The following is a 22574-nucleotide window of genomic DNA, read 5'->3' as shown; positions in this document are numbered from 1 at the left end:
GTGAGTGATTGTTGGCGGCAAGATGGCTTTGCCGAGATAGTGGTGTAGATGCTTGTTGGAATGTATTTGCTGGATGCACTTTATTTCATCCCATGTTCGACCGGGTTGCTACCGAATCGGACTGATTGGCGATGTGCCTGTTTAGAGTATTCACTCGAGAGCTCACTATGCATCTCAAGACTTTTCTTTTGTTGCCATTTCTTGCCGGCTCTATTTTCCTGTCCGGCTGCGCTTCATTTCCGGGGCAGTCGAAAGCGAGAGATGCGCTGGTTGGCTGCTGGTACGGGGAAGATACTCAAGCAAATCTTGAACCCCGGGTGGACTGGTTGATGAACCGGAAACAGGATGGAACGTTCACGGTTGAATTCCGGGCACGGGAGAGTAGTCAGAATCTGCCAATTCAGACGGAAGAGGGCTATTGGTGGCGCAATGGTGATACGTACACGACGATCACTACGATAGTTGCAGGCGAGAAGATGGATACCTCCAATCCTCAGTACACAGATGTGTACGAAATAATATCGAAAAAAAATAACGAGATCAGTTATTACCATCTTGAAACGAAGCAGACTTTCACAGCGAAGAAAGTTGCCTGCGACTACAAGGCTCCATAGCCTGGCTTAATAATTCACGGGTGTTTGCCGCGCTAAAGAGCATTCTTTGATGCTAAATATTGGCGGCGTGTTTTGAGCTTCAAGACATTGCACAAAATTAGCTAGCCTGTTCTGCTGGATAGCAAAAAAGGCTCTCTGTTCCGGGAAGCCACTTTTTTAGAAATCACCTCTGCTATTTGCTACAATTGCCCCGTTTTTTGAATCCCTGTAATCCCTTGCAGCTCTCTCCAGGACAAGATGGCGCTTCTCGAAATTCGCAATCTCACTCGCCGTTTCGGCGATAACACCGTAGTCGACAACATCAGTCTTTCGATTGAGGCTGGCGAGTTCTTCACTCTGCTGGGCCCGTCTGGTTGCGGCAAGACGACGCTGCTGCGCATGATTGCCGGCTTCGACGAACCGGATGCGGGGCAAATCCTGCTGGATGGCGTGGACCTGACCGGCGTGCCGCCTGAGCAGCGCGCGGTGCGTACCGTGTTCCAGAATTACGCCTTGTTCCCGCACATGACGGTGGCAGGCAATATCGCGTTTCCGCTGGAAATGGCGAATACGCCGAAATCCGAAATCAAGCAAAAAGTCGATGAAGCGCTGGAAGATGTGCGCCTCACAGGCTTTGCTGCGCGTTATCCGCATGAATTGTCTGGCGGCCAGCGGCAACGCGTGTCGATTGCGCGTGCGCTGGTGACGCGTCCCAAGCTGCTGTTGCTGGATGAGCCGCTGTCGGCGCTGGATGCGCAGTTGCGCGAGCAGATGCAGATCGAATTGATCAATCTGCAGAAGGAAGTCGGCATTACCTTTGTCTATGTCACGCACGATCAGGCGGAGGCGCTGGCGCTATCGCATCGCATCGCGGTGATGAACAAGGGCAATGTCGAGCAGCTTGACGAGCCCACGCGTATCTACAGTTATCCGCGCAGCCGTTTTGTGGCGGACTTTATCGGCACCTGCAATCTGTTTGACGGCACCGTGACGCAGATTGCAGGCGACATGATGTTGCTGGATGTGCCCGGCATGGGTGCGGTGAAGGCGCTGACGGTTGCCGGTGTGCAGGTTGGCAGCAAGGGCACGATTGCCTTGCGGCCGGAAAAAATCCAGGTTAGTGCCGAGATCGTACGCGGCGTGCCGGATGAAAATCACTTCGACGGTTACGTCAAAGAATTGCTCTACATGGGTGGCGTCACCGTCTATATCGTCGAGACAGAAGGCGGCGTGCGCATAGAAACCATGCTCGCCAATTCCGCCATCGGACGACCGCGTTTCTTTGAGGTCGGCGATACCGTCGATGTCGCATGGCGCGTCGATGCAGGCCATTTTTTACCTGAAACGGGCTATGTCTGACGCTGCTAAAAAATCATTGGGCGGCAATCTGGCGCATGGCAAGCCTTCGCTGAAGGCAGGGCTGGCACGCTGGCTGATCAGCGGGCCGCCGTTGCTGTATCTGATTTTCTTCTTCGCCGTGCCGACGCTGATTATGGCGTTTGCCGCCTTCCGTTATCCGGGCGATTACGGCGGACTCGCGCCCTTGTTCGACGAGAGCGGTGCGCTGGATCTGACGCTGGAAAGCTTCACGCCGTTTTTCTCCGACTTCGTCTATACCGCGATCTTTCTGAAGTCGTTGTTGTTCGCGATCATCACCACGCTGGTCTGTTTATTGATGGCGTATCCGCTGGCCCTGCTGATTGCGCGCAGTCCGAAAAAATGGCGCAACCTGCTGGTCTTGCTGGTGATCCTGCCGTTCTGGAGCAACTTCCTGATTCGCATTTATGCATGGATGATCATTCTGGGGCCGCAATCGGCATTGACGCGCGGTGTGAATATGCTGCTCGGCGTGTTCGGTTTCGAGCCGGTCAGCCTGCTCTACAGCGCGTTTGCCGTCATCGTCGGCCTGGTCTATGTACATCTGCCATTCATGGTGCTGCCGCTGTACGCCAATCTGGAAAAACACGATCCGGCCTTGCTGGATGCCGCGCAGGATTTGGGTGCCGGTGCGTGGCAGCGCTTCTGGCGCGTGACGTTTCCACTGTCGCTGCCCGGCGTCTATGCCGGTGCGGCCCTGGTCTTCATTCCTGCGCTGGGAATTTTTGCGGTATCCGATATTCTCGGCGGCACCGGCGGCATTATGATAGGCAATGTGATCAAGCAGCAATTCCTCGATTCGCGCGATTGGCCCTTCGGCAGTGTGCTGTCCATCATGCTGACGGTGGCGGCTCTGGCGGCAGCCGGTTTTGCGGCCCTGCTGGCAAGGCCGCGCAGGAGGGTGCATGCCTAAGTTCAGACAATCGCTCTGGTTGACGCTGGCGGCAGTACTGGTCTACGCATTCCTGTATGTGCCGCTGGCGATCGTGGTCATGTATTCGTTCAACGATTCGCGCCTGAATGCGGAATGGGTCGGCTTTACGCTGGATTGGTACCGCGTTCTGTTTGCGGATGAGGAAATGCTGCGTGCCGCCGGCAATTCGCTGATCATTGCGCTGGTATCGAGCGCGGTATCAACCGTGCTGGGAACGATGGCGGGTTTTGCATTGCATCGCTACAAAATCCGCGCGCTGCAGATACTGGTGCTGACGCCGATTGCGATCCCGGAAATCCTGGTTGGCGTATCGCTGCTGATTTTCTTCGTGATGCTGAATATCACGCTGGGCATGCTGTCGGTGATGCTGGCGCACATCGCCTTCAGTCTCGGCTTCGTGGCGATTGTGGTACGTTCGCGTTTGAGCGGTATGGACGAAAGCCTGACCGAGGCCGCGCGCGATTGCGGTGCAACGCCGTGGCAGGCGTTCCGGCGTGTAACCTTGCCGCTGATCATGCCGGGTGTGGTGGCAGGCGCCTTGATGGCGTTCACCCTGTCGATTGACGATTTCGTCATTACATTCTTTACGGCCGGTGCGAATACGCAAACCTTGCCTTTGCAGATTTATTCGATGATCAAGATTGCGGTCACGCCTGAAGTGAACGCCGTTTCCACGCTGTTGATGGCACTGACTTTGCTCCTGATTGTGATCGCGTCCAAACTGTCGCCTAACGCATTTCGTTCCTGATTCCTTACTCCGGATTTGTCATGAAAAAATTATTCTCCCTTGCTTCGCTCTTGTTGATCGCCGTTACTGCAGCCACCTCTGCACAGGCGCAAAACAAGCTGCATCTGTACAACTGGAATAACTATCTTGCGGCAGAAACCGTGCAGCGTTTTGAAGCCGCATGCAAATGCCAGCTGGTACAAAGCTACTACGGTGATAACGAAGAAATGCTGGCCAAGCTGGCGGCAGGCGCCAAAGGTTACGACCTGATCGTGCCGACCGGGAATGCCTTGCAATCGCTGATCAAGCAGGGTGCCTTGCAGCCTATCGACAAGAAGTTGCTGCCGAATTTCAAGAATTTGAATCCGCAATATCTGAATACCGATTTCGACAAGGGTAATCAGTATTCGGTGCCATATGCGTACACGATCACGCTGCTTGGTTACAACGAGCAAAAAATGAAGGAACTGGGAATTCCAGTGGATAGCTGGGCGGCGATTTTCGATCCGGCTATTCTGGCGAAGATCAAAGGCAAGGTTACCGTGCTCGATTCGGCCAATGAATTGATGGCCGCCGCTTTGAAGTATCTCGGCTACTCGGTCAACGATACCGATGAAAAGCACTGGCAGGAAGCCAAGAACGTGATCCTGAAAGCCAAGCCCTACTGGGCTGCATTCAACGGTACCAGCTACATCAAGGGTTTGACGGTGGGCGATATCTGGCTGGTGCATGGTTACTCCAGCGATATTTTCCAGGCGGATCAGGATGCGCAAAAAGCCAGCCGCAAATTCCGCATTCGCCACGCTTTGCCGAAAGAAGGCGCGGCGATGTCGCTGGATAGCCTGGTGATTCCTAAAGATGCGCCGCGGCCGGATCTGGCGCATCAATTTATCAATCTGATTCTGGACGGCAAAAATTCTGCCGAGTTGACCAATATGCTAGGCACCGGCAATCCGAATAGTGCGGCTTTGCCTTACATCAAACCGGAAATCGCCAAGAACAAGGAGATTTTCCCGGACAAGGCTGAAGCGGCCAAACTGGAAATGCTGAAAGATTTGAACAGCAAGCAACGCCGTGCATTGAATCGTATCTGGACGGAAATTCGTGCCAAATAAGCCGATGTTTGATGCCCGCCATCTTTTTCAGGCGGGTATTCCGTGCTGAAAGTGATTGCGCAGGATTTTATCCGGCACGAGTTTCTCGAAACGGTACGGCCGCTCTATCAAGAGCTGGTCGAAAAGACACGACAGGAAAAAGAGTGTATTTCTTACCATCTTTTTACTGATCAAAAAGATCCCGGTCATTTCATTTTCATAGAGGAATGGCCGGATCGCGCGGCGCTGGACGCGCATTGCCAAACCGAGCATTTCCGCCGTCTGGTTCCTTTGATCGATAGTTATCAGGCGCGGGAAGGGACTTTTCTGTTGATGGATGCCTTTTCTGCGGAAGTCGAGTGCTGAAGTAAAAAAGACAAGTGTGAGAACAGCGGCACGGCGAAAGTGCAGAATCACGCTCCCGGCTGCAAAGCGGCAGTAAATCGGGGCTGAAAACCTTTATAATTCAGGGTTTTGTAAGATTTTTGCGGGAATTTGTCATGCCAATTTATGCGTACCGTTGTGAAGCCTGTGGTTTTGCCAAAGATGCGTTGCAAAAAATATCTGATCCAGTCCTGACGGAATGTCCGCAATGCGGCAAGTCCACGTTCAAGAAGCAGTTGACCGCAGCAGGGTTCCAGCTCAAGGGTACCGGTTGGTATGTGACCGATTTCCGCGGCGGGCAGGGTGGTACTGCAGCGCCGGCGGTGTCGAGCACGGCGAATGGCGATGCGCCGGCGGCCACGTCCGAAGCTGCTGCGTCCGTACCGGCAGCGTCAATACCTGCGGTTGCCGCAACTGCCGTTTCTTCGGGTACGAAATCCGATTCTTGACGAATACACCGCGCCGCGACAATGCGGCACGATTTTTACGGTAGAACATCATGCGCAAATATTTCGTTACCGGCTTGCTGATCCTTGTTCCGCTCGCCATTACCTTGTGGGTGCTGAATCTCATTGTCGGCACGATGGATCAATCCCTGCTGTTGCTGCCGGCGCGCTGGCGGCCGGAGGCGGTCATCGGCTTCGCGATTCCCGGCCTCGGCACTATCCTGACTCTGCTGGTCATTTTCCTGACCGGTCTGGCGACGCGCAATTTCATCGGCAACCGCGTGGTCGCCTTGTGGGAGTCGGCGTTGAAGCGGATTCCGATATTCAATACGATTTATTCCAGCGTCAAGCAGGTGTCCGATACCCTGTTTTCATCGTCGGGCAATGCCTTCCGCAAAGCGCTGCTGGTGCAGTATCCGCGCCAGGGCTCGTGGACGATAGCCTTCTTGACCGGCGTGCCGGGCGGCGATGTGCGCAATCATCTGACCGGCGATTACGTCAGCGTCTATGTGCCGACAACGCCGAATCCGACCTCCGGCTTCTTCCTGATGGTGCCGCGCGCGGATACGATAGAACTCGACATGAATGTCGATGAGGCGCTGAAATATATCGTTTCCATGGGCGTAGTGACGCCGGAGCATTTTGATAAATCACAACTCATCGATCCGAAAAAAATTCATTCGGATCACCCGCAGTAAATAATATAGATCGTGTATTTTCAAGCGGTCGACAACACAGAACCTGAAACTGGAAATTGAATATGTCTATGCGAACCCAATATTGCGGCCTCACTTCCGAAGCGCTGCTCGACCAAACCGTCAGCCTGTGCGGCTGGGTCCACCGTCGTCGCGATCATGGCGGTGTTATTTTCATCGATCTGCGCGATCGCGAAGGTCTGGTGCAAGTTGTCTGCGACCCGGATCGCGTCGATGTATTCAAGGCCGCGGAAGCGGTGCGCAACGAATTCTGTCTACGCATCACGGGTGTTGTTCGTCATCGTCCTGAAGGCACCAGCAACAGCAACCTCACGTCCGGCAAGATTGAAGTGCTGGCGCATGCACTGGAAGTGTTGAATCCTTCCGTCACGCCGCCATTCCAGCTGGACGACGACAACCTGTCGGAAACCACACGCCTGACACATCGCGTACTCGATCTGCGTCGCCCGCAAATGCAAAACAATCTGCGCCTGCGTTACAAGGTCACGATGGAGGTGCGCAAATTCCTCGATGCGCAAGGCTTCATCGATATCGAAACGCCGATGCTGACCAAATCGACGCCGGAAGGCGCACGCGATTATCTGGTGCCGTCGCGTGTGAATGCCGGTCACTTCTTCGCGTTGCCGCAATCGCCGCAATTGTTCAAGCAATTGCTGATGGTGGCCAACTTCGATCGCTATTATCAGATCGTCAAGTGCTTCCGCGATGAAGATTTGCGTGCCGATCGTCAGCCTGAATTCACCCAGATCGATTGCGAAACCTCGTTCATGAACGAACAGGAAATCCGCGATCTGTTCGAAGGCATGATACGTCTGGTATTCAAGAATTGCCTGAACGTTGAATTGCCTAACCCGTTCCCGGTAATGGATTACGCGACCGCAATGGGCATGTACGGTTCCGACAAACCGGATATGCGCGTCAAGCTCGAGTTCACCGATCTGACCAGCATCATGAAAGATGTCGAGTTCAAGGTCTTCTCCGGTGCGGCGAATATGGAAAACGGCCGTGTGGTCGGCTTGCGCGTACCGGGCGGCGGCGCGATGCCACGCTCCGAAATCGATGCGTACACGCAGTTCGTTGCGATCTACGGCGCCAAGGGTCTGGCTTACATCAAGGTTAACGAGAAGGCCAAAGGCCGTGACGGCTTGCAATCGCCTATCGTCAAGAATATTCATGACGAAGCATTGGCAAAAATCATCGAGGCAACCGGCGCGCAAGACGGCGATCTGATTTTCTTCGGTGCGGACAAGGCCAAAGTCGTCAACGATGCAATCGGTGCCTTGCGCGTCAAAGTTGGTCACAGCGATTTCGGCAAGAAGAACGGTTTGTTCGACGATGAATGGCGTCCGCTGTGGGTTGTCGATTTCCCTATGTTTGAATATGACGAAGACAGCCAGCGCTGGTCGGCAACCCATCATCCATTCACCGCGCCGAAAGACGGCCATGAAGATTTGATGGAAACCAATCCGGGTAAATGCCTTTCCAAAGCCTACGATATGGTCTTGAACGGCTGGGAACTGGGCGGCGGTTCGGTGCGTATCCATCGCGCCGAAGTGCAAAGCAAGGTGTTCCGCGCATTGAAAATCAGTGCAGAAGAAGCGCAGCTCAAGTTCGGCTTCCTGCTGGATGCATTGCAATACGGTGCGCCTCCGCATGGCGGTCTCGCATTCGGTCTGGATCGCATCGTCACGATGATGACCGGTGCCGAATCGATCCGCGACGTGATCGCTTTCCCGAAAACCCAGCGCGCGCAATGTCTGCTCACGCAAGCGCCGTCGGAAGTCGATGAAAAGCAACTGCGTGAATTGCATATCCGCCTGCGCAATGTCGAACCTGTTGTAAAAGGCTGATTGCTTTTTGCGGCATAATAAAAAGGCGCGGAATTCCGCGCCTTTTTTATTTCAATTTGTTTTTATGCTGTCGTCATCTGCTATCCGAAAGTAACGATTTGCCATGAGCAGGCCTTACAAAATTCCCGAATCCGTTCTGGTTGTCATTCACACGATCAATCTTGAGGTATTGCTGATCGAACGTGCAGACAGGCCTGGCTACTGGCAGTCTGTGACCGGCTCCAAGGACAGCGTGGATGAACTCTTTCTGGAAACGGCAGTGCGGGAAGTGGCTGAGGAAACTGGTATTGCTGTGCGGAACTTGCCTTCCGAGCAAGACAAGCTGTCCTTGCCAAGCTATGTTCCGCTGGAAAATCTCACAGACTGGCAACTTTCCAACGTCTACGACATCTATCCTGTATGGCAGCATCGTTATGCGCCGCATGTGAAAAAAAATACCGAACATGTGTTTGGTTTGCTGGTGCCGAGTGATATTCCTGTGGTGCTGGCGCCGCGCGAACATTTGAATTTCATGTGGCTGCCATACAGGGAAGCCGCCGACAAATGTTTTTCTGCCTCGAATGCAGAGGCTATCCTGTTGTTGCCCCAGCATGTTGAAACCAGCCGTGTCGGCCATAAGTAGAGTAGGCGGATGCCATGGGTATTCCCGATTTTGATTTATTGAATAGTCAGGTCCAGACTGCATGAAACTACGCATTACGACTTACAACATACACAAGGGTGTGTCCTCGTTCGGGGCCCGGCCGCGCATACACGCGCTCAAGCAGGCCATCAATGCGATGCAATCGGATGTGCTGTTCCTGCAGGAAGTGCAGGGTCGCCACGATTTGCATGCCTTGAAACATGCAACCGATTGGCCGGAATTGTCGCAACAGGATTTTCTCGCCGGCGATTCGCATCAATGCGCCTACGGCATGAATGCGGTTTACGATCACGGCCATCACGGCAATGCATTGTTGAGCAGCTTTCCGATTTTATCGTCACGCAATCAGAATATTTCAGATCACAAATATGAATCGCGCGGCATTTTGCACTGCGTGGTGAGAGCGCCGGAAGCAGAAGTGCATTGCTTCGTCATCCATCTGGGCTTGTTTGCCGGTAGCAGAAAGCGCCAGACGGCTGCCTTGATCGAAGCGGTTTCGTCTTCGGCTGAAGCGGGTGCGCCTATCATCATTGCCGGCGACTTCAACGATTGGGGCAACCACCTGAGCGAAGAGTTACGCGAAACGCTGGGCGTGACTGAAGTCTTCGATGAAAATCTCTCGCGTCGCGGCTTCGGTACATATTTGCGCCAGTTGAGCGGTCGTGGCACCAAGATACAACCGGCACGCACTTTCCCGGCGGCGATGCCCTTTCTGCAACTGGACCGGATTTATGTGCGCGGCTTCAAGGTAGAATCAGCCGCAGTGTTGCATGGCACCATGTGGGGCAAGCTGTCGGATCATGCGCCCATCGTCGCGAACCTGCAGTTGAAATAATGCCTGCCTGATCGGCCATCGATAAGTTCGATAAAAAACGGACGACTGCATGCGTCCAAAAAATACACGGGCAATGTCACTCATGCCCGCCTTATCATTTACTGCCAGGTAGCCTCTACTTATGCGCTCGGTCAGCTTTGTCGGTCAAAACGATATCCAGCTTTTATATTGCGGCGCGGAATACTTCCCGGCGCTGATCGATGCATTCGATGCAGCCAAGTCGGAAATTTATCTCGAAACATATATTTTTGCCGCCGATGAAACGGCTGATGAAGTCAAGGCTGCGCTGGTGCGCGCAGCGCAGCGCGGCGTGATCGTCAATGTCATGACGGACTGGGTAGGCACCGGCAATGCGCAATCGAAAGTATTGCAGCGCGATTTTCAGGCAGCGGGTGTAGCGTATCGCAGCTTCAATCCATGGTTCGTGCGCGGCATCGCACGCATGCACAGGAAATTATGCGTGGTGGATCGTGTGGTGGCGTTTCTTGGCGGTTTGAATATCGTGGACGACATACATAATGATGACGACCCCCGTATCGTTCTGCCGGCGCCGCGCTGGGATTTCGGCGTGCGCATTAGCGGCCCGCTGGTAGCGACCATCCATTGGGAAATGGCAGTACATTGGGTGCGCCTTGGCAATCTTAGCTGGCGTACGCGCTGGGCTACTTACCGGGAGCAACACCGGTGCAGGCCGACAGATGCGCGCGAAGCGATGGTGGCAGGCCTGGTGGTGCGTGACAACTTGAACAATCGCCGCACGATACAAAATGCCTATTTGAAGGCGCTGGGCGGCGCACGCGCATCGGCCATGCTGGCAAATCCGTATTTCGCTCCCGGCAGGAAATTACGTAAAGGCTTGTCGTCGGCGGCATTGCGCGGCGTTGATGTCACCTTGCTGCTCGGCGTTGGCCAATATCGTTTTCAGGATGTGATTGCACGTTCGTTCTATCCCAAGCTGTTGAAATGCGGAGTGAAGATCGTCGAATACCGCAAGACGCAATTGCATGGCAAGGTGGCGGTGGTTGACGATAACTGGGCCACCGTCGGTTCCAGCAATTACGACGGCTTCAGTCTGTTTGTAAATCAGGAAGCGAACGTGGTGGTGCTCGATGCCGACTTCGCGAAAAAATTGCGTGCGCATATCGAGCGCGGCGTGGCTGATGGTGTACCGGTCGATTTATCCGAGTTCGACAAGATCCCCTGGTACAAGCGGTTTTTTTATCGCTTCGCTTACCAGGTCTATAAAAGCATGCTGCGCCTGATTACCTGGGGCAAATCAGCCGAGTAGCGTGATGGGGCAGCCGATTTTCAGTAAGCCCGAAAGCGCTGGATCAATAACTCGCACAGGCTATCGACTTCTTGCGGCGAGATGCGCAAAGCCTTGGAAACATGGTCGCCGGCTTCCATCCATTCCAGCGACTCAGTCTGGCCACGATATTCCTGAATCGCCTTTTCCACCACATAGTTGAGTGCGATCAAGGTGCGTACGACCGGAGAAAATGCCTTGTCAAACAGCACTTGCGGTGTGTGATGCATGCGTATGGCCAGTACTACTTCCGGCGCCAGCGACCAGCGTTCCGCCAGCAGTGCGCCTATGACCGTATGGTTGACGCCATGCCGCTCATCTTCCACCTGCAAAAATTCTTCAGCAGCCTTGCGATTGGCTTGCAGTAGCGTATCCAGATAGGTTTTCGGAAAGGCACCCTTCAATAAAGGAATACCAGTGTCGCAGAAGAGGCCGAAGCTGTATGCGATTTCAGACGATAGATTGCGCGTTCTTTTGGCCAGCATGCTGAGACCGATGGCGCGTTTTTCTGAGCCATCCCAGAAGCGTGCCATCATCTTGTTGCCGAAACCCAGCGATTTCTTGAGTATCAAGCCGGACATGATGGCATTGCATTGATTCAGTCCTATCAGGGTAATGGCTTCTTCCACGCTCGCAATGTGGCGGCCCAGATTGAAGAAGGCGGAATTGGCGATTTGCAGCAGGGTGCCGGCCATTGCCACATCGCGCCGGATCAGGCTGGCAAATTTTTTGCTGTTGGGATTGTCCTGCTGTATTTCGCGTTGCAAGGCCATCAGCAGCGCGGGGCGGGGTGGAATATTGTCCAGTGAAAAATCAGGCGCGAGCAGATGTGCCGGTGCAATATTTGGCGACTGCTTGGACAAAATTCCCCCTTTTATTTTTCCGGGCGCAGAGAGTGCCCGGAAGTTAGATTTTTATTGCAGTCAAAGTAACACCTTTCCTTTTGTAAAAGAGCGTAAAGAGTTGTCATTGAATTCATTTTTTCATAAGTTTGCATTTGCCGAATCCACAAGGCAAGAGCAGCCATGCATCCATGCAGCGTGGATTTTTTGCGCAGCGGTTTCTTGCCGGGGTGGCTACAATGATGCTTTGATAATGCAACTATGAGCACGCGACATGACGACAGAATCCGTACGCATAGACAAATGGTTGTGGGCGGCACGATTTTTCAAGACGCGGACGCTGGCGAGCGATGCCGTCGACAACGGCAAGGTCAGAATAGAGCGCGAACGCATCAAGCCGGCTCGCAACGTCAGGTATGGCGACCTGGTGCAAATAGATAATGGTTCCAGCGTATGGGAAGTGCTGGTGCGTGGCCTGTCGGATGTACGCGGTTCGGCCGAGATGGCGCAGAAGCTGTATGCAGAGACCGAGGAAAGCATCGTCAAACGGCAGCAGGAAGCGGATAAAAGGAAATTCTTCAAGGAACCGGGCATGACGATCAAGGGCCGGCCTACCAAGCGTGATCGGCGCCTGCTGGATAAAACGAATCAATAGGATTGTGGTCGACATGGTGCTGGTGAGCAGCATGCGATAGTATGGATTTTACAAATCAATTATCAGCCGTGAGGAGACATACATGGGTCAATACATTGCACCGTTGCGCGACATGCAGTTTGTGCTGCACGAATTGCTGCATGCTGAAGATGAATTGCAGCAGATGCAGAAATATGTCGATATCGATGCCGACATCATCAATCAGGTGCTGGAAGAGGGCGGCAAGTTCACCTCCGAAGTATTGTTCCCGCTGAACCGTTCCGGCGACCGCGAAGGTTGCAAGCTCGATCCCGTTACGCATGAAGTCACGCCGCCGGCAGGATTCAAGGCCGCTTACGCGCAATATGTGGCTGCCGGATGGCCGTCGCTATCGTGCGATCCGGAATACGGCGGCCAGGGTTTGCCCATGGTGCTGCAAAACTCTTTCTTTGAAATGCTGAACTCGTCGAATCAGGCGTGGACCATGTATCCGGGCCTGTCGCACGGTGCCTACGAATGCCTGCATGAACACGGTACGGCAGAACAGAAGGCGCTGTATCTGCCGAAGCTGGTTTCCGGCGAATGGACCGGCACCATGTGCCTGACGGAAGCGCATTGCGGTACCGATCTGGGTTTGCTGCGCTCGAAAGCGGAACCGCAGGCGGCCGGTTCTTACAAGATCACCGGCAGCAAGATTTTCATCTCCGCCGGCGAACACGACATGGCGCAAAACATCCTGCATCTGGTGCTGGCACGCTTGCCGGATGCGCCGGAAGGCACGCATGGCATCTCGCTGTTCATCGTGCCGAAATTCCTGCCAAATGCGGATGGCACACTCGGCGCGCGCAATCCGATTTTCTGCGGCGCGCTGGAAGAGAAGATGGGCATCCACGGCAATGCAACCTGTCAGATGAATATCGACGGCGCGACCGGCTGGATGATAGGCCAGCCGAACAAGGGCTTGAATGCGATGTTCGTGATGATGAATGCCGCACGCCTCGGCGTCGGCATGCAATCGCTGGGCCTGACGGAAGTCGCCTATCAGAATGCCCTGATCTATGCCAAAGACCGCCTGCAAATGCGCAGTCTGACCGGCGTGAAAGCAGCCGATAAACCGGCCGATCCCATTATCGTGCATCCCGATGTGCGGCGCATGCTGCTCACGGCAAAAGCCTATGCCGAAGGCGGTCGCGCCTTCAGTTCCTACGTTGCACTGCAAATCGATAGAGAACTGAATCATCCGGATGAAACGGTGCGCAAGGATGCCGCCGATGAAGTCGCCTTGCTGACGCCTATCATCAAGGCCTTCCTCACCGACAACGGCTGGATTGCGACGTCGGAGGCGATGCAGGTATACGGCGGTCACGGTTACATTGCCGAATGGGGCATGGAGCAATACGTGCGCGATGCGCGCATCAATATGATTTACGAAGGCACCAACACTATCCAGTCGCTGGATTTGCTGGGCCGCAAAATCCTGCTGGATAACGGCGCCAAGCTGCGCAAGTTCGGCGAAAAAATTCGCGCCTTCATTGAAGAAAACGGCACCGATGAAGCGATGTCGGAATTCATCACGCCGCTGGCCGATCTGGCTGAAAAAGTCACCAAGCTGACAATGGAAATCGGCATGAAGGCATTCCAGAATCCGGATGAAGTCGGGGCGGCGGCGGTACCTTATCTGCGTGTGGCCGGGCATCTGGTCTACGCCTACTTTTTTGCGCAGATGGCAAAGCTCGCTTTGGCCAAGCAGGATGACGGCGACAATTTCTACAAGGCCAAGCTGGCGACCTCACGTTTCTATTTCGCGCGGCTGTTGCCGGAAACCGCGATGCTGATTCGTCAGGCGCGTTCCGGTTCCACCAATCTGATGGCGCTGGATGCGGAGCTGTTTTAGGAGCAGTGCTTTAAGAGCTACATCAAGCGTTTGCATCGCTGCATGATTCATACTCCATTCACCAAGAGGTTCAGGTATGGCAAATTTCATCGTTAAAAAAGTAGCGGTTCTGGGGGCAGGCGTGATGGGCGCGCAGATCGCTGCGCATTGCGTCAACGCCAAAGTGCCGGTAGTGCTGTTCGACTTGCCGGGCAAGGATGGCGATCAAAACGGCGTGGTGGTGCGCGCGTTGGCCAATCTGAAAAAACTCAGTCCGGCGCCGCTCGCCAATCCGGATCACGCCGCCCTGATTGAGGTGGCGAATTACGCCGATGATCTGGAAAAACTCAAAGAGTGCGATCTGATCATCGAAGCGATTGCCGAGCGCATGGACTGGAAGCACGATCTGTACAAGAAGGTCGCGCCGCATATCGCGCCGAACGCGATCTTTGCCTCGAATACTTCCGGCTTGTCCATCACGGCCCTGGCAGAAGGTTTCGATGCCGATTTGAAGGCGCGTTTCTGCGGCGTGCATTTTTTCAATCCGCCACGCTATATGCATCTGGTGGAGCTGATCCCGACTGCCGCAACCAGGCCGGAGATACTCGATCAGCTGGAAGGTTTTCTGACTTCGACTCTGGGTAAGGGCGTGGTGCGCGCTTTCGATACGCCCAACTTCATCGCCAATCGCGTCGGCATCTTCGGCATGCTGGCAACGATGCACGAAGCAGAAAAATTCGGCTTGTCGGTCGATGTGGTGGATGACCTGACCGGCAGCAAACTGGGGCGTGCCAAATCCGGCACCTTCCGTACCGCCGATGTGGTCGGCCTGGATACGATGGCGCATGTCATCACAACGATGCAGAACACGCTGCAGGACGATCCGTTTTTTCCTGTGTATAAAACCCCGGAGATACTCACCAAATTGATAGGTGGCGGCGCGCTGGGACAAAAAGCCGGTGCCGGTTTTTACAAGAAGGTCGGCAAGGATATTTTGCGCATCGATCCGGCCAAGGCGGATTATGTCGCCGGCGGCGGCAAGGCGGACGATCTGGTTGGCCGCATCCTGAAGGAAAAAGATCCGGCCAAGCGCATGAAGGCGCTGCACGATTCGAGCAATCCGCAGGCGCAATTTCTGTGGGCTATTTTTCGCGATGTATTTCATTACATTGCGGTCCATCTTGAAACGGTGGCCGACAATGCACGCGATGTCGATTTTGCCTTGCGCTGGGGTTTCGGCTGGACGCACGGCCCGTTTGAAACCTGGCAGGCGTCGGGCTGGCAGCAGATTGCGACCTGGGTGAAGGAAGATATAGATGCAGGCAAGGCGCTCAGCAATGCGGCGCTGCCGGCGTGGGTATTCGATGGCCCGGTGGCGAAAAATGCGGGTGTGCATACGGCAAACGGTTCGTGGTCGCCGGTACAAAATAAATATGTGATGCGCTCGAATCTGCCTGTCTATCAACGCCAGGTGTTCCGCGCCGGACTGGTGGGCGATCAGGCGGCAAACGGCAGTACGGCCGGTACGACTTTCCATGAAGACGATTCGGTACGCATCTGGCATCAGGATGACGATGTATTGATTCTGTCCTTCAAGACCAAGATGCACGTGATCGGTTCCGAGGTCACTGCCGGCATAGGCAAGGCCATCGCAGAAGCTGAAAAAAATTACAAGGGTCTGGTGATCTGGCATGCCGATGCCGCCGAAGGCGGCGCCTTCTCGGCCGGTGCCGATCTGCAATCGATGCTGCCGCTGTTCATGTCGGGCGGCGTCAAGGCGATCGAGCCGGAAGTGCTCAAGCTGCAGCAGGCACATCAGGCGATGAAGTATGCCAACGTGCCGGTGGTGGCAGCCGTTGCCGGTCTGGCATTGGGCGGCGGTTGCGAACTGCTGCTGCATGCTGCAAAACGTGTGGCGTCCATTGAATCGTATATCGGACTGGTTGAAGTCGGCGTGGGCCTGATTCCTGCCGGTGGCGGCTTGAAGGAGGCGGCGGTGCGCGCGGCAAATGAAGCCAAAGGCAACGATATCCTGCAATTCCTCAAGCACTACTACATGAATGCGGCGACGGCAGCCGTATCGCGTTCGGCGCTTGAAGCGCAAACCATGGGTTATCTGAAGAGCGATGACATCATCGTCTTCAACCCATATGAATTGCTGCACATTGCGAAGACGCAGGCGCGTGCGATGTTCGATGCCGGCTATCGTGCGCCGCGCAAGACGCTGGTGCCGGTCACCGGTAAATACGGTCTGGCGACCATCGGTGCGCAACTGATCAACATGCGCGACGGCGGTTTCATCTCTGCACATGATTACAAGCTGGGACTGATGATTGCCGAGATTGTCAGCGGCGGCGATATCGAGCAGGGCAGCCTGGTAGATGAACAATGGCTGCTGGATCGCGAGCGCAAGGCCTTCATGGAATTGCTGAATAATCCGAAAACGCAGGAGCGCATCATGGGCATGATGCAAACCGGTAAGCCCGTCCGCAATTGAAAAGGGCTGACTAAGCTACTGCGCAAACCAATCTCAGCGCTGCGATGCTCGCCGTACTTAAGTACGGCTGCGCTTCTCGCACTGACCTTGGCTTGCTCGCTACGCTTATTCAACCCTTTTGATATCTAATAAGTTAAGTCCTATTTCAGGAGCAAGCAATGAGCAAACAACTTCAAGATGCCTACATCGTTGCAGCGACCCGTACACCTATCGGCAAGGCGCCGCGCGGCATGTTCAGGAATACGCGGCCCGATGATCTGCTGGTGCGCGTGCTGCAGTCGGCCTTGTCGCAAGTGCCGGGCCTCGATCCCAATTTGATCGAGGATGCGATCATCGGCTGCTCCTTCCCGGAAGCGGAGCAGGGTTTGAATATGGCGCGCATGGGCGTGTTGCTGGCAGGTTTGCCGAAGACGGTCGGCGGCGTTACCGTCAACCGTTACTGCGCATCCGGCCTGACCGCGATTGCGATGGCGGCTGACCGCATCCGCGTCGGCGAAGCCGATGTGATGATTGCAGGTGGTGCGGAGTCCATGTCCATGGTGCCGATGATGGGACACCATCCGGCGATGAATATGGGCATTTTCAAGGATGAAAACATAGGCATGGCCTACGGCATGGGACTGACTGCCGAACGCGTTGCCGAGCAATGGAAAGTATCGCGCGAAGCGCAGGATCAGTTTGCGCTGAATTCGCACCTGAAGGCATTGGCGGCGCAGCAGAGCGGCGAGTTCAACAACGAGATGGCCGCAGTTGATATCGTCGAGCGTTTCCCGAATCTGGGCAGCGGTCAGATTGATATCGCCACCCGCATGGTCAACATGGATGAAGGCGCGCGTGCCGATACCAGTCTGGAAGCGCTGGCAAAACTGCGGCCGGTATTTGCGCCCAAAGGTTCCGTCACCGCCGGCAACAGTTCGCAAACCTCTGACGGCGCGGGCGCGCTGATACTGGTCAGTGAAAAAATCCTCAGACAATTCAACCTGACGCCACTGGCGCGCTTCGTTTCATTTGCAGTACGCGGTGTGCCACCGGAGATCATGGGCATAGGACCGAAGGAAGCCATTCCTGCTGCCTTGCGTGCAGCCGGTTTGAAGCAGGATCAGATGGACTGGATAGAATTGAATGAGGCGTTTGCCGCGCAGGCTCTGGCAGTGATACAGGATCTCGGTCTCGATCCGGCCAAGGTCAACCCTATGGGCGGTGCGATTGCGCTCGGTCATCCGCTGGGTGCAACCGGTGCGATACGCTCGGCGACTGTCGTTCATGCACTGCGCCGTAAAAATCTGAAGTACGGCATGGTCACGATGTGCGTAGGTACCGGTATGGGTGCCGCGGGGATTTTCGAGCGCATGTAATTTCGGCAGTGAAGTGGCAGAGCGCCTGCCGGCCCACTTCCCCGGCCGGTATGCTCATTCTTGAGTCTGATGCCGGCATTTCCAGTCCCAAGGCGGATATCTTTTAATGTCCACCTTCGGCGGCCAGTGGACGCACCTTGTTGAATGTGAAATCAAATACATCCGGTCAACGGCATAAGGATGAGGATGTTGCTGCTACGCTTGTGGCAGCATCCCGTTCAAGTTGCAGACTGCGCACTTGCATCTCGCAAGCGCACGTTATTTCCCCAGCAGCGCCAGCGTATGCTCCCATTCCACAGTCCATGCGTACAAGAACGCATGCGTATTGAAGGACCTTTTTAAATGTGACATCGGTACCCGATACACATCATTCAATCCCAGCGCCAGCGTGACCGGATTCCACACAGTCTTGTTCCTGGCCTTTTTTCCGCTGCCTTTAATCCTTGCGCCCTCATCGCCGAATATGCCGCCGCCACTGGCCAGGGCTTGTTCCAGATCGATTTTTACCAGGCTGGAAAATGCGATCAACACCTCCTCCCTGTTGATGCCGACCTGTGATTCCCTGACTTCCTCAACTTTGACTGGTTCAGCCTCGCGCTTGAGTTTTTTGACCAAGTGCTCGAGATCCTTTTTCAGGAAACGCAACTCATGCAAAGCCCTGCGAAAGCCCGGTGGCGGCAGTTGCGTCACTATCTTGTAGGCGTCTTTCGTGATCGTGATGAGTACGTCTTCGCTGCCGGCGGCAAGTCGCCGCGTATCGTCCTCGAAAAAAATCGGCGCTGCATAACCACCGTTCGCATCACCGAACAGCGCCGGATAGGCGGCGTCATAATCCAGCCAGACGTAGGGCGTCAAGCCATGCTCCAGCATGCGCGCCAAGGTCCATGGCGTGCCGGTCTGCTGCGCCAGCCAGCCGCAAGCCTGTTCCGTTGTTGCGCGAAATGGTAGTTCGATGATCGTCATTTTTTTACACACGCCAAAAATTAATTACCTGCATGTGCGCCTGATGTCGCTTGCAGGAAGGTGCTCATCATATGCGAAAGTGGCAGGAACACTTCGGTTCATCATGGCGCACACATGTGTGCACGTTTGCAGTGCGTGGGTACCGGTATGGGGGCAGCCGGCATATTCGAGCGCATGTAGCCGACTGTTTTGCAAGACAGCCGGCTTGTGTAGTCTGTTTGCGCGATCTGCCGGGTTTGGCAGATCGCATCGTATCTACGGCAAAACTAGCGTGGTAGTTTTTTCAGATGTTGTGCCAGTGCGTTAAAAGCCGGCAGCGTCGTTGGATCGTTTGCCGCATTGCCGGCAACCGGGTGCGAGGCATAACGCACGATGACCATTTCTGCTTTCGGATCTATATGGATTCTCTGTCCATGTACACCGCGGGCCGTGAAAGCGCCGTCTTCATCATGCGTCACCCACCACATATTGCGGTAGCTCCAGCCTTGCAGTAGCGGGTATCCGCCTTTGGAAAATAACTCCTTGTCGCCGCCGCGACGTATATCGTCGACCACTGCCTTCGGTATGATCTGCTGCCCGTTGAACTTGCCGTTGTTACGCAGCATTTCGCCAAAGCGCGCCAGATCGCGCAGACCCGTATTCAATCCGCCACCGGCGAAAGGTGTGCCGATGGAGTCGACAGTGAAATAGGCATCCTGTTCTGCGCCCAGCTTTTGCCAGATGCGCTCGGACAGCAGTTCCGCCACTGAGCGCCCGGTCACGCGCGCGATGATCCAGCCCAGCACATCCGTATTGACGGTCTTGTAGGCGAAGGCCGTGCCATGCTGTCCTTGCGCTTGTATGCGCTGCAGCGACTCATAGTAATTGCGCGGGCCGGTGTAATCCTTCGGTTTGGGCAGTGGATTGCCTGCTTGCGCATGCGCCCAGACCTCGGCCTCCGGGTCTGCATAATCCTCGCTGTATTTCAGTGCCGTGGTCATGTCCAGTATCTGGCGCAAGGTGGCATTGCCAAAAGCGGATTGGGCGAGCTCCGGAATGTATTCGGCCACGCGTTTGCTGGCGTCAAGACGGCCTTCGGCGACCAGGGTCGCGCCGAGTGTGCCGATGACGGATTTCGTGACCGACATGGCACCATGCTGTCCATCTGCCTTCAGCACGCCGGAATAGTGTTCATACACGATGCGTCCGCGATGCAGGACCACGATGCCGTCCGTATAGTTGGCGGCGAGCGATTCCTTCCAGGTCATGGATTTGCTTGCGCCTATGGGCGTGAAGCGTATGGCGTCTATGTCGGCACGCAAGGTGCGCGGCAGCGGTACCGGCGCAGCCAGTCCGCGCGAAGTATTCACGGTCGGCATCAACTGACGGAAGTTGGATGCGCTCCAGCGCAAGGCCGGGAAGTTCCAATAGCTGCCATCTTCAAAACGGACGATGCGATCAGGCGGCGGTGGCGAACCGACCATCCAGCCGAGCCTGGCCGGATCACTGGCAAAGGCGTCAGGCGGCGCGGGCGTGTCGGCAGCCCACGTCGCGGGCATGCATCCGATACTGCAAAGGAGGAGCGCGCACGTCATGCGTCGGGAAAGATTATTGCGGGCCATATGCATTTCCTCTCAAAGTCACATTTTTGCCTGAATTTTTCAGGTGCCATGGATGAACCCGTACCGTGTTGTCGATGATGGGCCAACACTTGCATGCGTGCAGATTCGTGCAATCTTACTCCCGGAATCAGGATAACTTTGTTTATTGTGCGGCGGATGCCGAAGCATTGTTCCACGATGTATGCAAACTACGACTGACTGAAAATCCATCGGGCGAGAGCCATCGCTGAAAAGAATTCATCGAATCTGCACCGTGATTTTTCTCAACGGCTGATACGATACGCAGGATGGCAAGGCAGGTATATTTCTGAACCGGTGCCAGTCTTGCTAACTTCGTACACCTTCTCTCTTTTTTCGATTGCCCATGCTGAATACACTTCTGATTCTGCTCATCTTCCAAACCATGGGCGAAGGCCTGGTTTATCTGCTGGGGCTGCCGGTTCCCGGACCGGTCATCGGCATGCTGTTGCTGCTGGCTTATCTGATCGTAAAGAAAAATACGGCCGCCAAACTGGCGCCGACTTCTTCGCAATTGTTATCGCATATGGCTTTGCTGTTTGTGCCGGCAGGCGTCGGCATCAGCGTGCACGTGCACCGGATTGCCGAGGAGTGGATGCCGATTGCGGTCGCATTGATTGTCAGCACCGTGGTTTCCATCGTCGTTACTGCAGCAGTTATTCAAAGGTTGAAGAAATGATGCCGAACCTGAATACAGTCTGGGTTTATCTGGCCGGTTCGCCGCTGTTGTGGCTGACCGCGACTTTGCTGGCTTATCGCATCGCGAATCTGGTCTATGAAAAAACCGGTCGCAGCGCGCTCGCCAATCCGGTGGCAATTTCGGTGGCGCTACTGGTGCTGGTGCTGTATGTCAGCAATACGCCGTACAAAACCTATTTCGACGGTGCACAGTTCGTACATTTTCTGCTGGGGCCGGTGACGGTTGCATTGGCGATTCCGCTGTATCTGCAAATCGAAAAATTGAAGCGTAACTGGTTCGCCTTGCTGGCGGGTTCCTTGATCGGCGGCGCGGCGGCGATTACGTGTGCAATGAGTTTGGCGTGGGCATTGGGTGCATCGCGATTGACGATACTGTCGATGGCGCCGAAGTCGGTGACGATTCCGATTGCAATGGGGATTACCGAAAAAATCGGCGGCTTGCCGACACTGACCGCTGTGATGGTCATGCTGACCGGCATTTTCGGCGCTGGTATCTCGCACTACATTTTCAAGCTGATGAAAATTTCCGATGATACGACTTGCGGCTTTGCGTTGGGCGCCACTGCGCACGGCGTTGGTACTGCACGTGCGTTTCAGGTCAGTGAGGAGGCTGGGGCTTTTTCCGGCCTGGCTATGGGGCTGTCGGGGATATTGACGGCCTTGTTGTTGCCGTTTGTGCTGAAGCTGCTGGGCGTTTTCTAGGGTGACAGTGCCTCACGTCTGCAGACAAACGTGAGGCTGCAAGTTCCAGCTGAATTCTCAGCCGAATGCGCCGCCGGTCAGGAACAGATCGGTTGCGCGTGCGATGCAGACTATGAAGGTGGTAAAGCCGCAGGCAAAGGTCAGTACCAGCAACAGGATCAAGAGCCAGCCGGACGCAGATGAGCGCGCCGAGTTGGCATTGTGTCTGGCATCCCATTTCTTATCCGGCGTCAGGCCGATGACCATGGCTTCTATCCATCCGGCAAAGATGGAGATTGGGAATAGCGTCAGCAGAGTGATGCCAAGCGTATGCGGCCCTTGTGCCAGCACGAGCGCACAGACAAACAGAAAAAACGCGGCAACATAATTCCACGCCCAGAAATCCCTGAAGCCGTACAGATAGAAGCGATGTATGCCGGGGCCGCCGAGCACGACGGCGAGCAGGGTCGCCAGTGTCTTGTTTTTGTGAGAAGTATTGGTCATAT

The 22574-nt window shown here is 55.0% G+C and carries 22 protein-coding genes; 18 read left to right on the top strand and 4 right to left on the bottom strand.

Annotation, left to right across the window (positions count from 1 at the left end; all coding sequences use genetic code 11):
* Positions 1-167 precede the first annotated feature (167 nt).
* From ACIQW9_RS09525 to ACIQW9_RS09470, 12 genes are all read left to right on the top strand, one after another.
* Positions 168-614 (top strand): hypothetical protein, encoded by a 447-nt coding sequence (locus tag ACIQW9_RS09525; RefSeq protein WP_402335886.1) that lies wholly within the window; start codon positions 168-170, stop codon positions 612-614.
* Positions 615-851: 237 nt separating this feature from the next.
* A complete protein-coding gene (locus tag ACIQW9_RS09520; RefSeq protein ID WP_402335883.1) occupies positions 852-1952 on the top strand; it encodes an ABC transporter ATP-binding protein in 1101 nt (366 codons plus the stop codon).
* A complete protein-coding gene (locus ACIQW9_RS09515) occupies positions 1945-2883 on the top strand; it encodes an ABC transporter permease (protein WP_402335880.1) in 939 nt (312 codons plus the stop codon). Before ACIQW9_RS09520 ends, ACIQW9_RS09515 begins: the two co-directional genes overlap by 8 nt.
* Positions 2876-3652, top strand: a complete 777-nt coding sequence (locus ACIQW9_RS09510) for an ABC transporter permease (RefSeq protein ID WP_402335877.1) — start codon at positions 2876-2878, stop codon at positions 3650-3652. The genes ACIQW9_RS09515 and ACIQW9_RS09510 overlap by 8 nt, the downstream gene beginning before the upstream one ends.
* A gap of 20 nt (positions 3653-3672) precedes the next feature.
* Positions 3673-4746, top strand: coding sequence for a PotD/PotF family extracellular solute-binding protein (locus ACIQW9_RS09505; protein ID WP_402335874.1), 1074 nt, complete (start codon positions 3673-3675; stop codon positions 4744-4746).
* Positions 4747-4788: 42 nt separating this feature from the next.
* Positions 4789-5091 carry a putative quinol monooxygenase gene (locus ACIQW9_RS09500; RefSeq protein WP_402335871.1) on the top strand — a complete coding sequence of 101 codons (303 nt, stop codon included), beginning with the start codon at positions 4789-4791 and terminating at the stop codon, positions 5089-5091.
* Between the two features lie 134 nt (positions 5092-5225).
* Positions 5226-5558, top strand: a complete 333-nt coding sequence (locus ACIQW9_RS09495; RefSeq protein WP_402335870.1) for an FmdB family zinc ribbon protein — start codon at positions 5226-5228, stop codon at positions 5556-5558.
* A 50-nt stretch (positions 5559-5608) separates the two neighbouring features.
* Complete coding sequence (locus ACIQW9_RS09490) at positions 5609-6253, top strand: DUF502 domain-containing protein (protein ID WP_402335867.1); 645 nt, start codon at positions 5609-5611, stop codon at positions 6251-6253.
* Positions 6254-6315: 62 nt separating this feature from the next.
* Positions 6316-8121: an aspartate--tRNA ligase gene (aspS, locus tag ACIQW9_RS09485; protein ID WP_402335864.1), complete on the top strand. Its 1806-nt coding sequence runs from the start codon at positions 6316-6318 to the stop codon at positions 8119-8121.
* 103 nt (positions 8122-8224) lie between these two features.
* Positions 8225-8743, top strand: coding sequence for a dihydroneopterin triphosphate diphosphatase (nudB, locus tag ACIQW9_RS09480; protein ID WP_402335861.1), 519 nt, complete (start codon positions 8225-8227; stop codon positions 8741-8743).
* 61 nt (positions 8744-8804) lie between these two features.
* Complete coding sequence (locus tag ACIQW9_RS09475) at positions 8805-9599, top strand: endonuclease/exonuclease/phosphatase family protein (RefSeq protein WP_402335858.1); 795 nt, start codon at positions 8805-8807, stop codon at positions 9597-9599.
* 121 nt (positions 9600-9720) lie between these two features.
* Positions 9721-10887, top strand: coding sequence for a phosphatidylserine/phosphatidylglycerophosphate/cardiolipin synthase family protein (locus ACIQW9_RS09470; protein ID WP_402335856.1), 1167 nt, complete (start codon positions 9721-9723; stop codon positions 10885-10887).
* 20 nt (positions 10888-10907) lie between these two features.
* Here ACIQW9_RS09470 and ACIQW9_RS09465 read toward each other — a convergent pair whose 3' ends face one another.
* The gene (locus tag ACIQW9_RS09465) at positions 10908-11768 is read right to left on the bottom strand and encodes an HDOD domain-containing protein (RefSeq protein ID WP_402335853.1); all 861 of its coding nucleotides are present in this window, start codon (positions 11766-11768) and stop codon (positions 10908-10910) included.
* Between the two features lie 253 nt (positions 11769-12021).
* Between ACIQW9_RS09465 and ACIQW9_RS09460 the strand changes: the two genes are divergently transcribed.
* The 4 genes from ACIQW9_RS09460 (at position 12022) to ACIQW9_RS09445 (ending at position 18106) form a co-directional block, all read left to right on the top strand.
* Complete coding sequence (locus ACIQW9_RS09460) at positions 12022-12402, top strand: RNA-binding S4 domain-containing protein (protein ID WP_402335850.1); 381 nt, start codon at positions 12022-12024, stop codon at positions 12400-12402.
* A gap of 82 nt (positions 12403-12484) precedes the next feature.
* The gene (locus tag ACIQW9_RS09455; RefSeq protein ID WP_402335847.1) at positions 12485-14275 is read left to right on the top strand and encodes an acyl-CoA dehydrogenase C-terminal domain-containing protein; all 1791 of its coding nucleotides are present in this window, start codon (positions 12485-12487) and stop codon (positions 14273-14275) included.
* Positions 14276-14351: 76 nt separating this feature from the next.
* Positions 14352-16751 carry a 3-hydroxyacyl-CoA dehydrogenase/enoyl-CoA hydratase family protein gene (locus tag ACIQW9_RS09450; RefSeq protein WP_402335844.1) on the top strand — a complete coding sequence of 800 codons (2400 nt, stop codon included), beginning with the start codon at positions 14352-14354 and terminating at the stop codon, positions 16749-16751.
* A gap of 158 nt (positions 16752-16909) precedes the next feature.
* Positions 16910-18106, top strand: a complete 1197-nt coding sequence (locus ACIQW9_RS09445; protein WP_402335841.1) for an acetyl-CoA C-acyltransferase — start codon at positions 16910-16912, stop codon at positions 18104-18106.
* 258 nt (positions 18107-18364) lie between these two features.
* Here ACIQW9_RS09445 and ACIQW9_RS09440 read toward each other — a convergent pair whose 3' ends face one another.
* Both ACIQW9_RS09440 and ACIQW9_RS09435 read right to left on the bottom strand, forming a co-directional pair.
* Positions 18365-19069: a hypothetical protein gene (locus ACIQW9_RS09440; RefSeq protein ID WP_402335838.1), complete on the bottom strand. Its 705-nt coding sequence runs from the start codon at positions 19067-19069 to the stop codon at positions 18365-18367.
* A gap of 266 nt (positions 19070-19335) precedes the next feature.
* The gene (locus ACIQW9_RS09435; protein ID WP_402335836.1) at positions 19336-20607 is read right to left on the bottom strand and encodes a serine hydrolase; all 1272 of its coding nucleotides are present in this window, start codon (positions 20605-20607) and stop codon (positions 19336-19338) included.
* 427 nt (positions 20608-21034) lie between these two features.
* Between ACIQW9_RS09435 and ACIQW9_RS09430 the strand changes: the two genes are divergently transcribed.
* Positions 21035-21367, top strand: coding sequence for a CidA/LrgA family protein (locus tag ACIQW9_RS09430; RefSeq protein ID WP_402335833.1), 333 nt, complete (start codon positions 21035-21037; stop codon positions 21365-21367).
* Positions 21364-22089: an LrgB family protein gene (locus ACIQW9_RS09425; protein ID WP_402335831.1), complete on the top strand. Its 726-nt coding sequence runs from the start codon at positions 21364-21366 to the stop codon at positions 22087-22089. The genes ACIQW9_RS09430 and ACIQW9_RS09425 overlap by 4 nt, the downstream gene beginning before the upstream one ends.
* A 57-nt stretch (positions 22090-22146) precedes the next feature.
* Here ACIQW9_RS09425 and ACIQW9_RS09420 read toward each other — a convergent pair whose 3' ends face one another.
* Positions 22147-22572: an NINE protein gene (locus tag ACIQW9_RS09420; protein ID WP_402335828.1), complete on the bottom strand. Its 426-nt coding sequence runs from the start codon at positions 22570-22572 to the stop codon at positions 22147-22149.
* Positions 22573-22574 lie beyond the last annotated feature (2 nt).

The sequence above is a fragment of the Herminiimonas sp. NPDC097707 genome (genome assembly GCF_044761395.1).
In the GTDB taxonomy this organism is placed as follows: Bacteria; Pseudomonadota; Gammaproteobacteria; order Burkholderiales; family Burkholderiaceae_D; genus Oxalicibacterium.
This window is presented reverse-complemented; position numbering and strand designations above follow the sequence as displayed.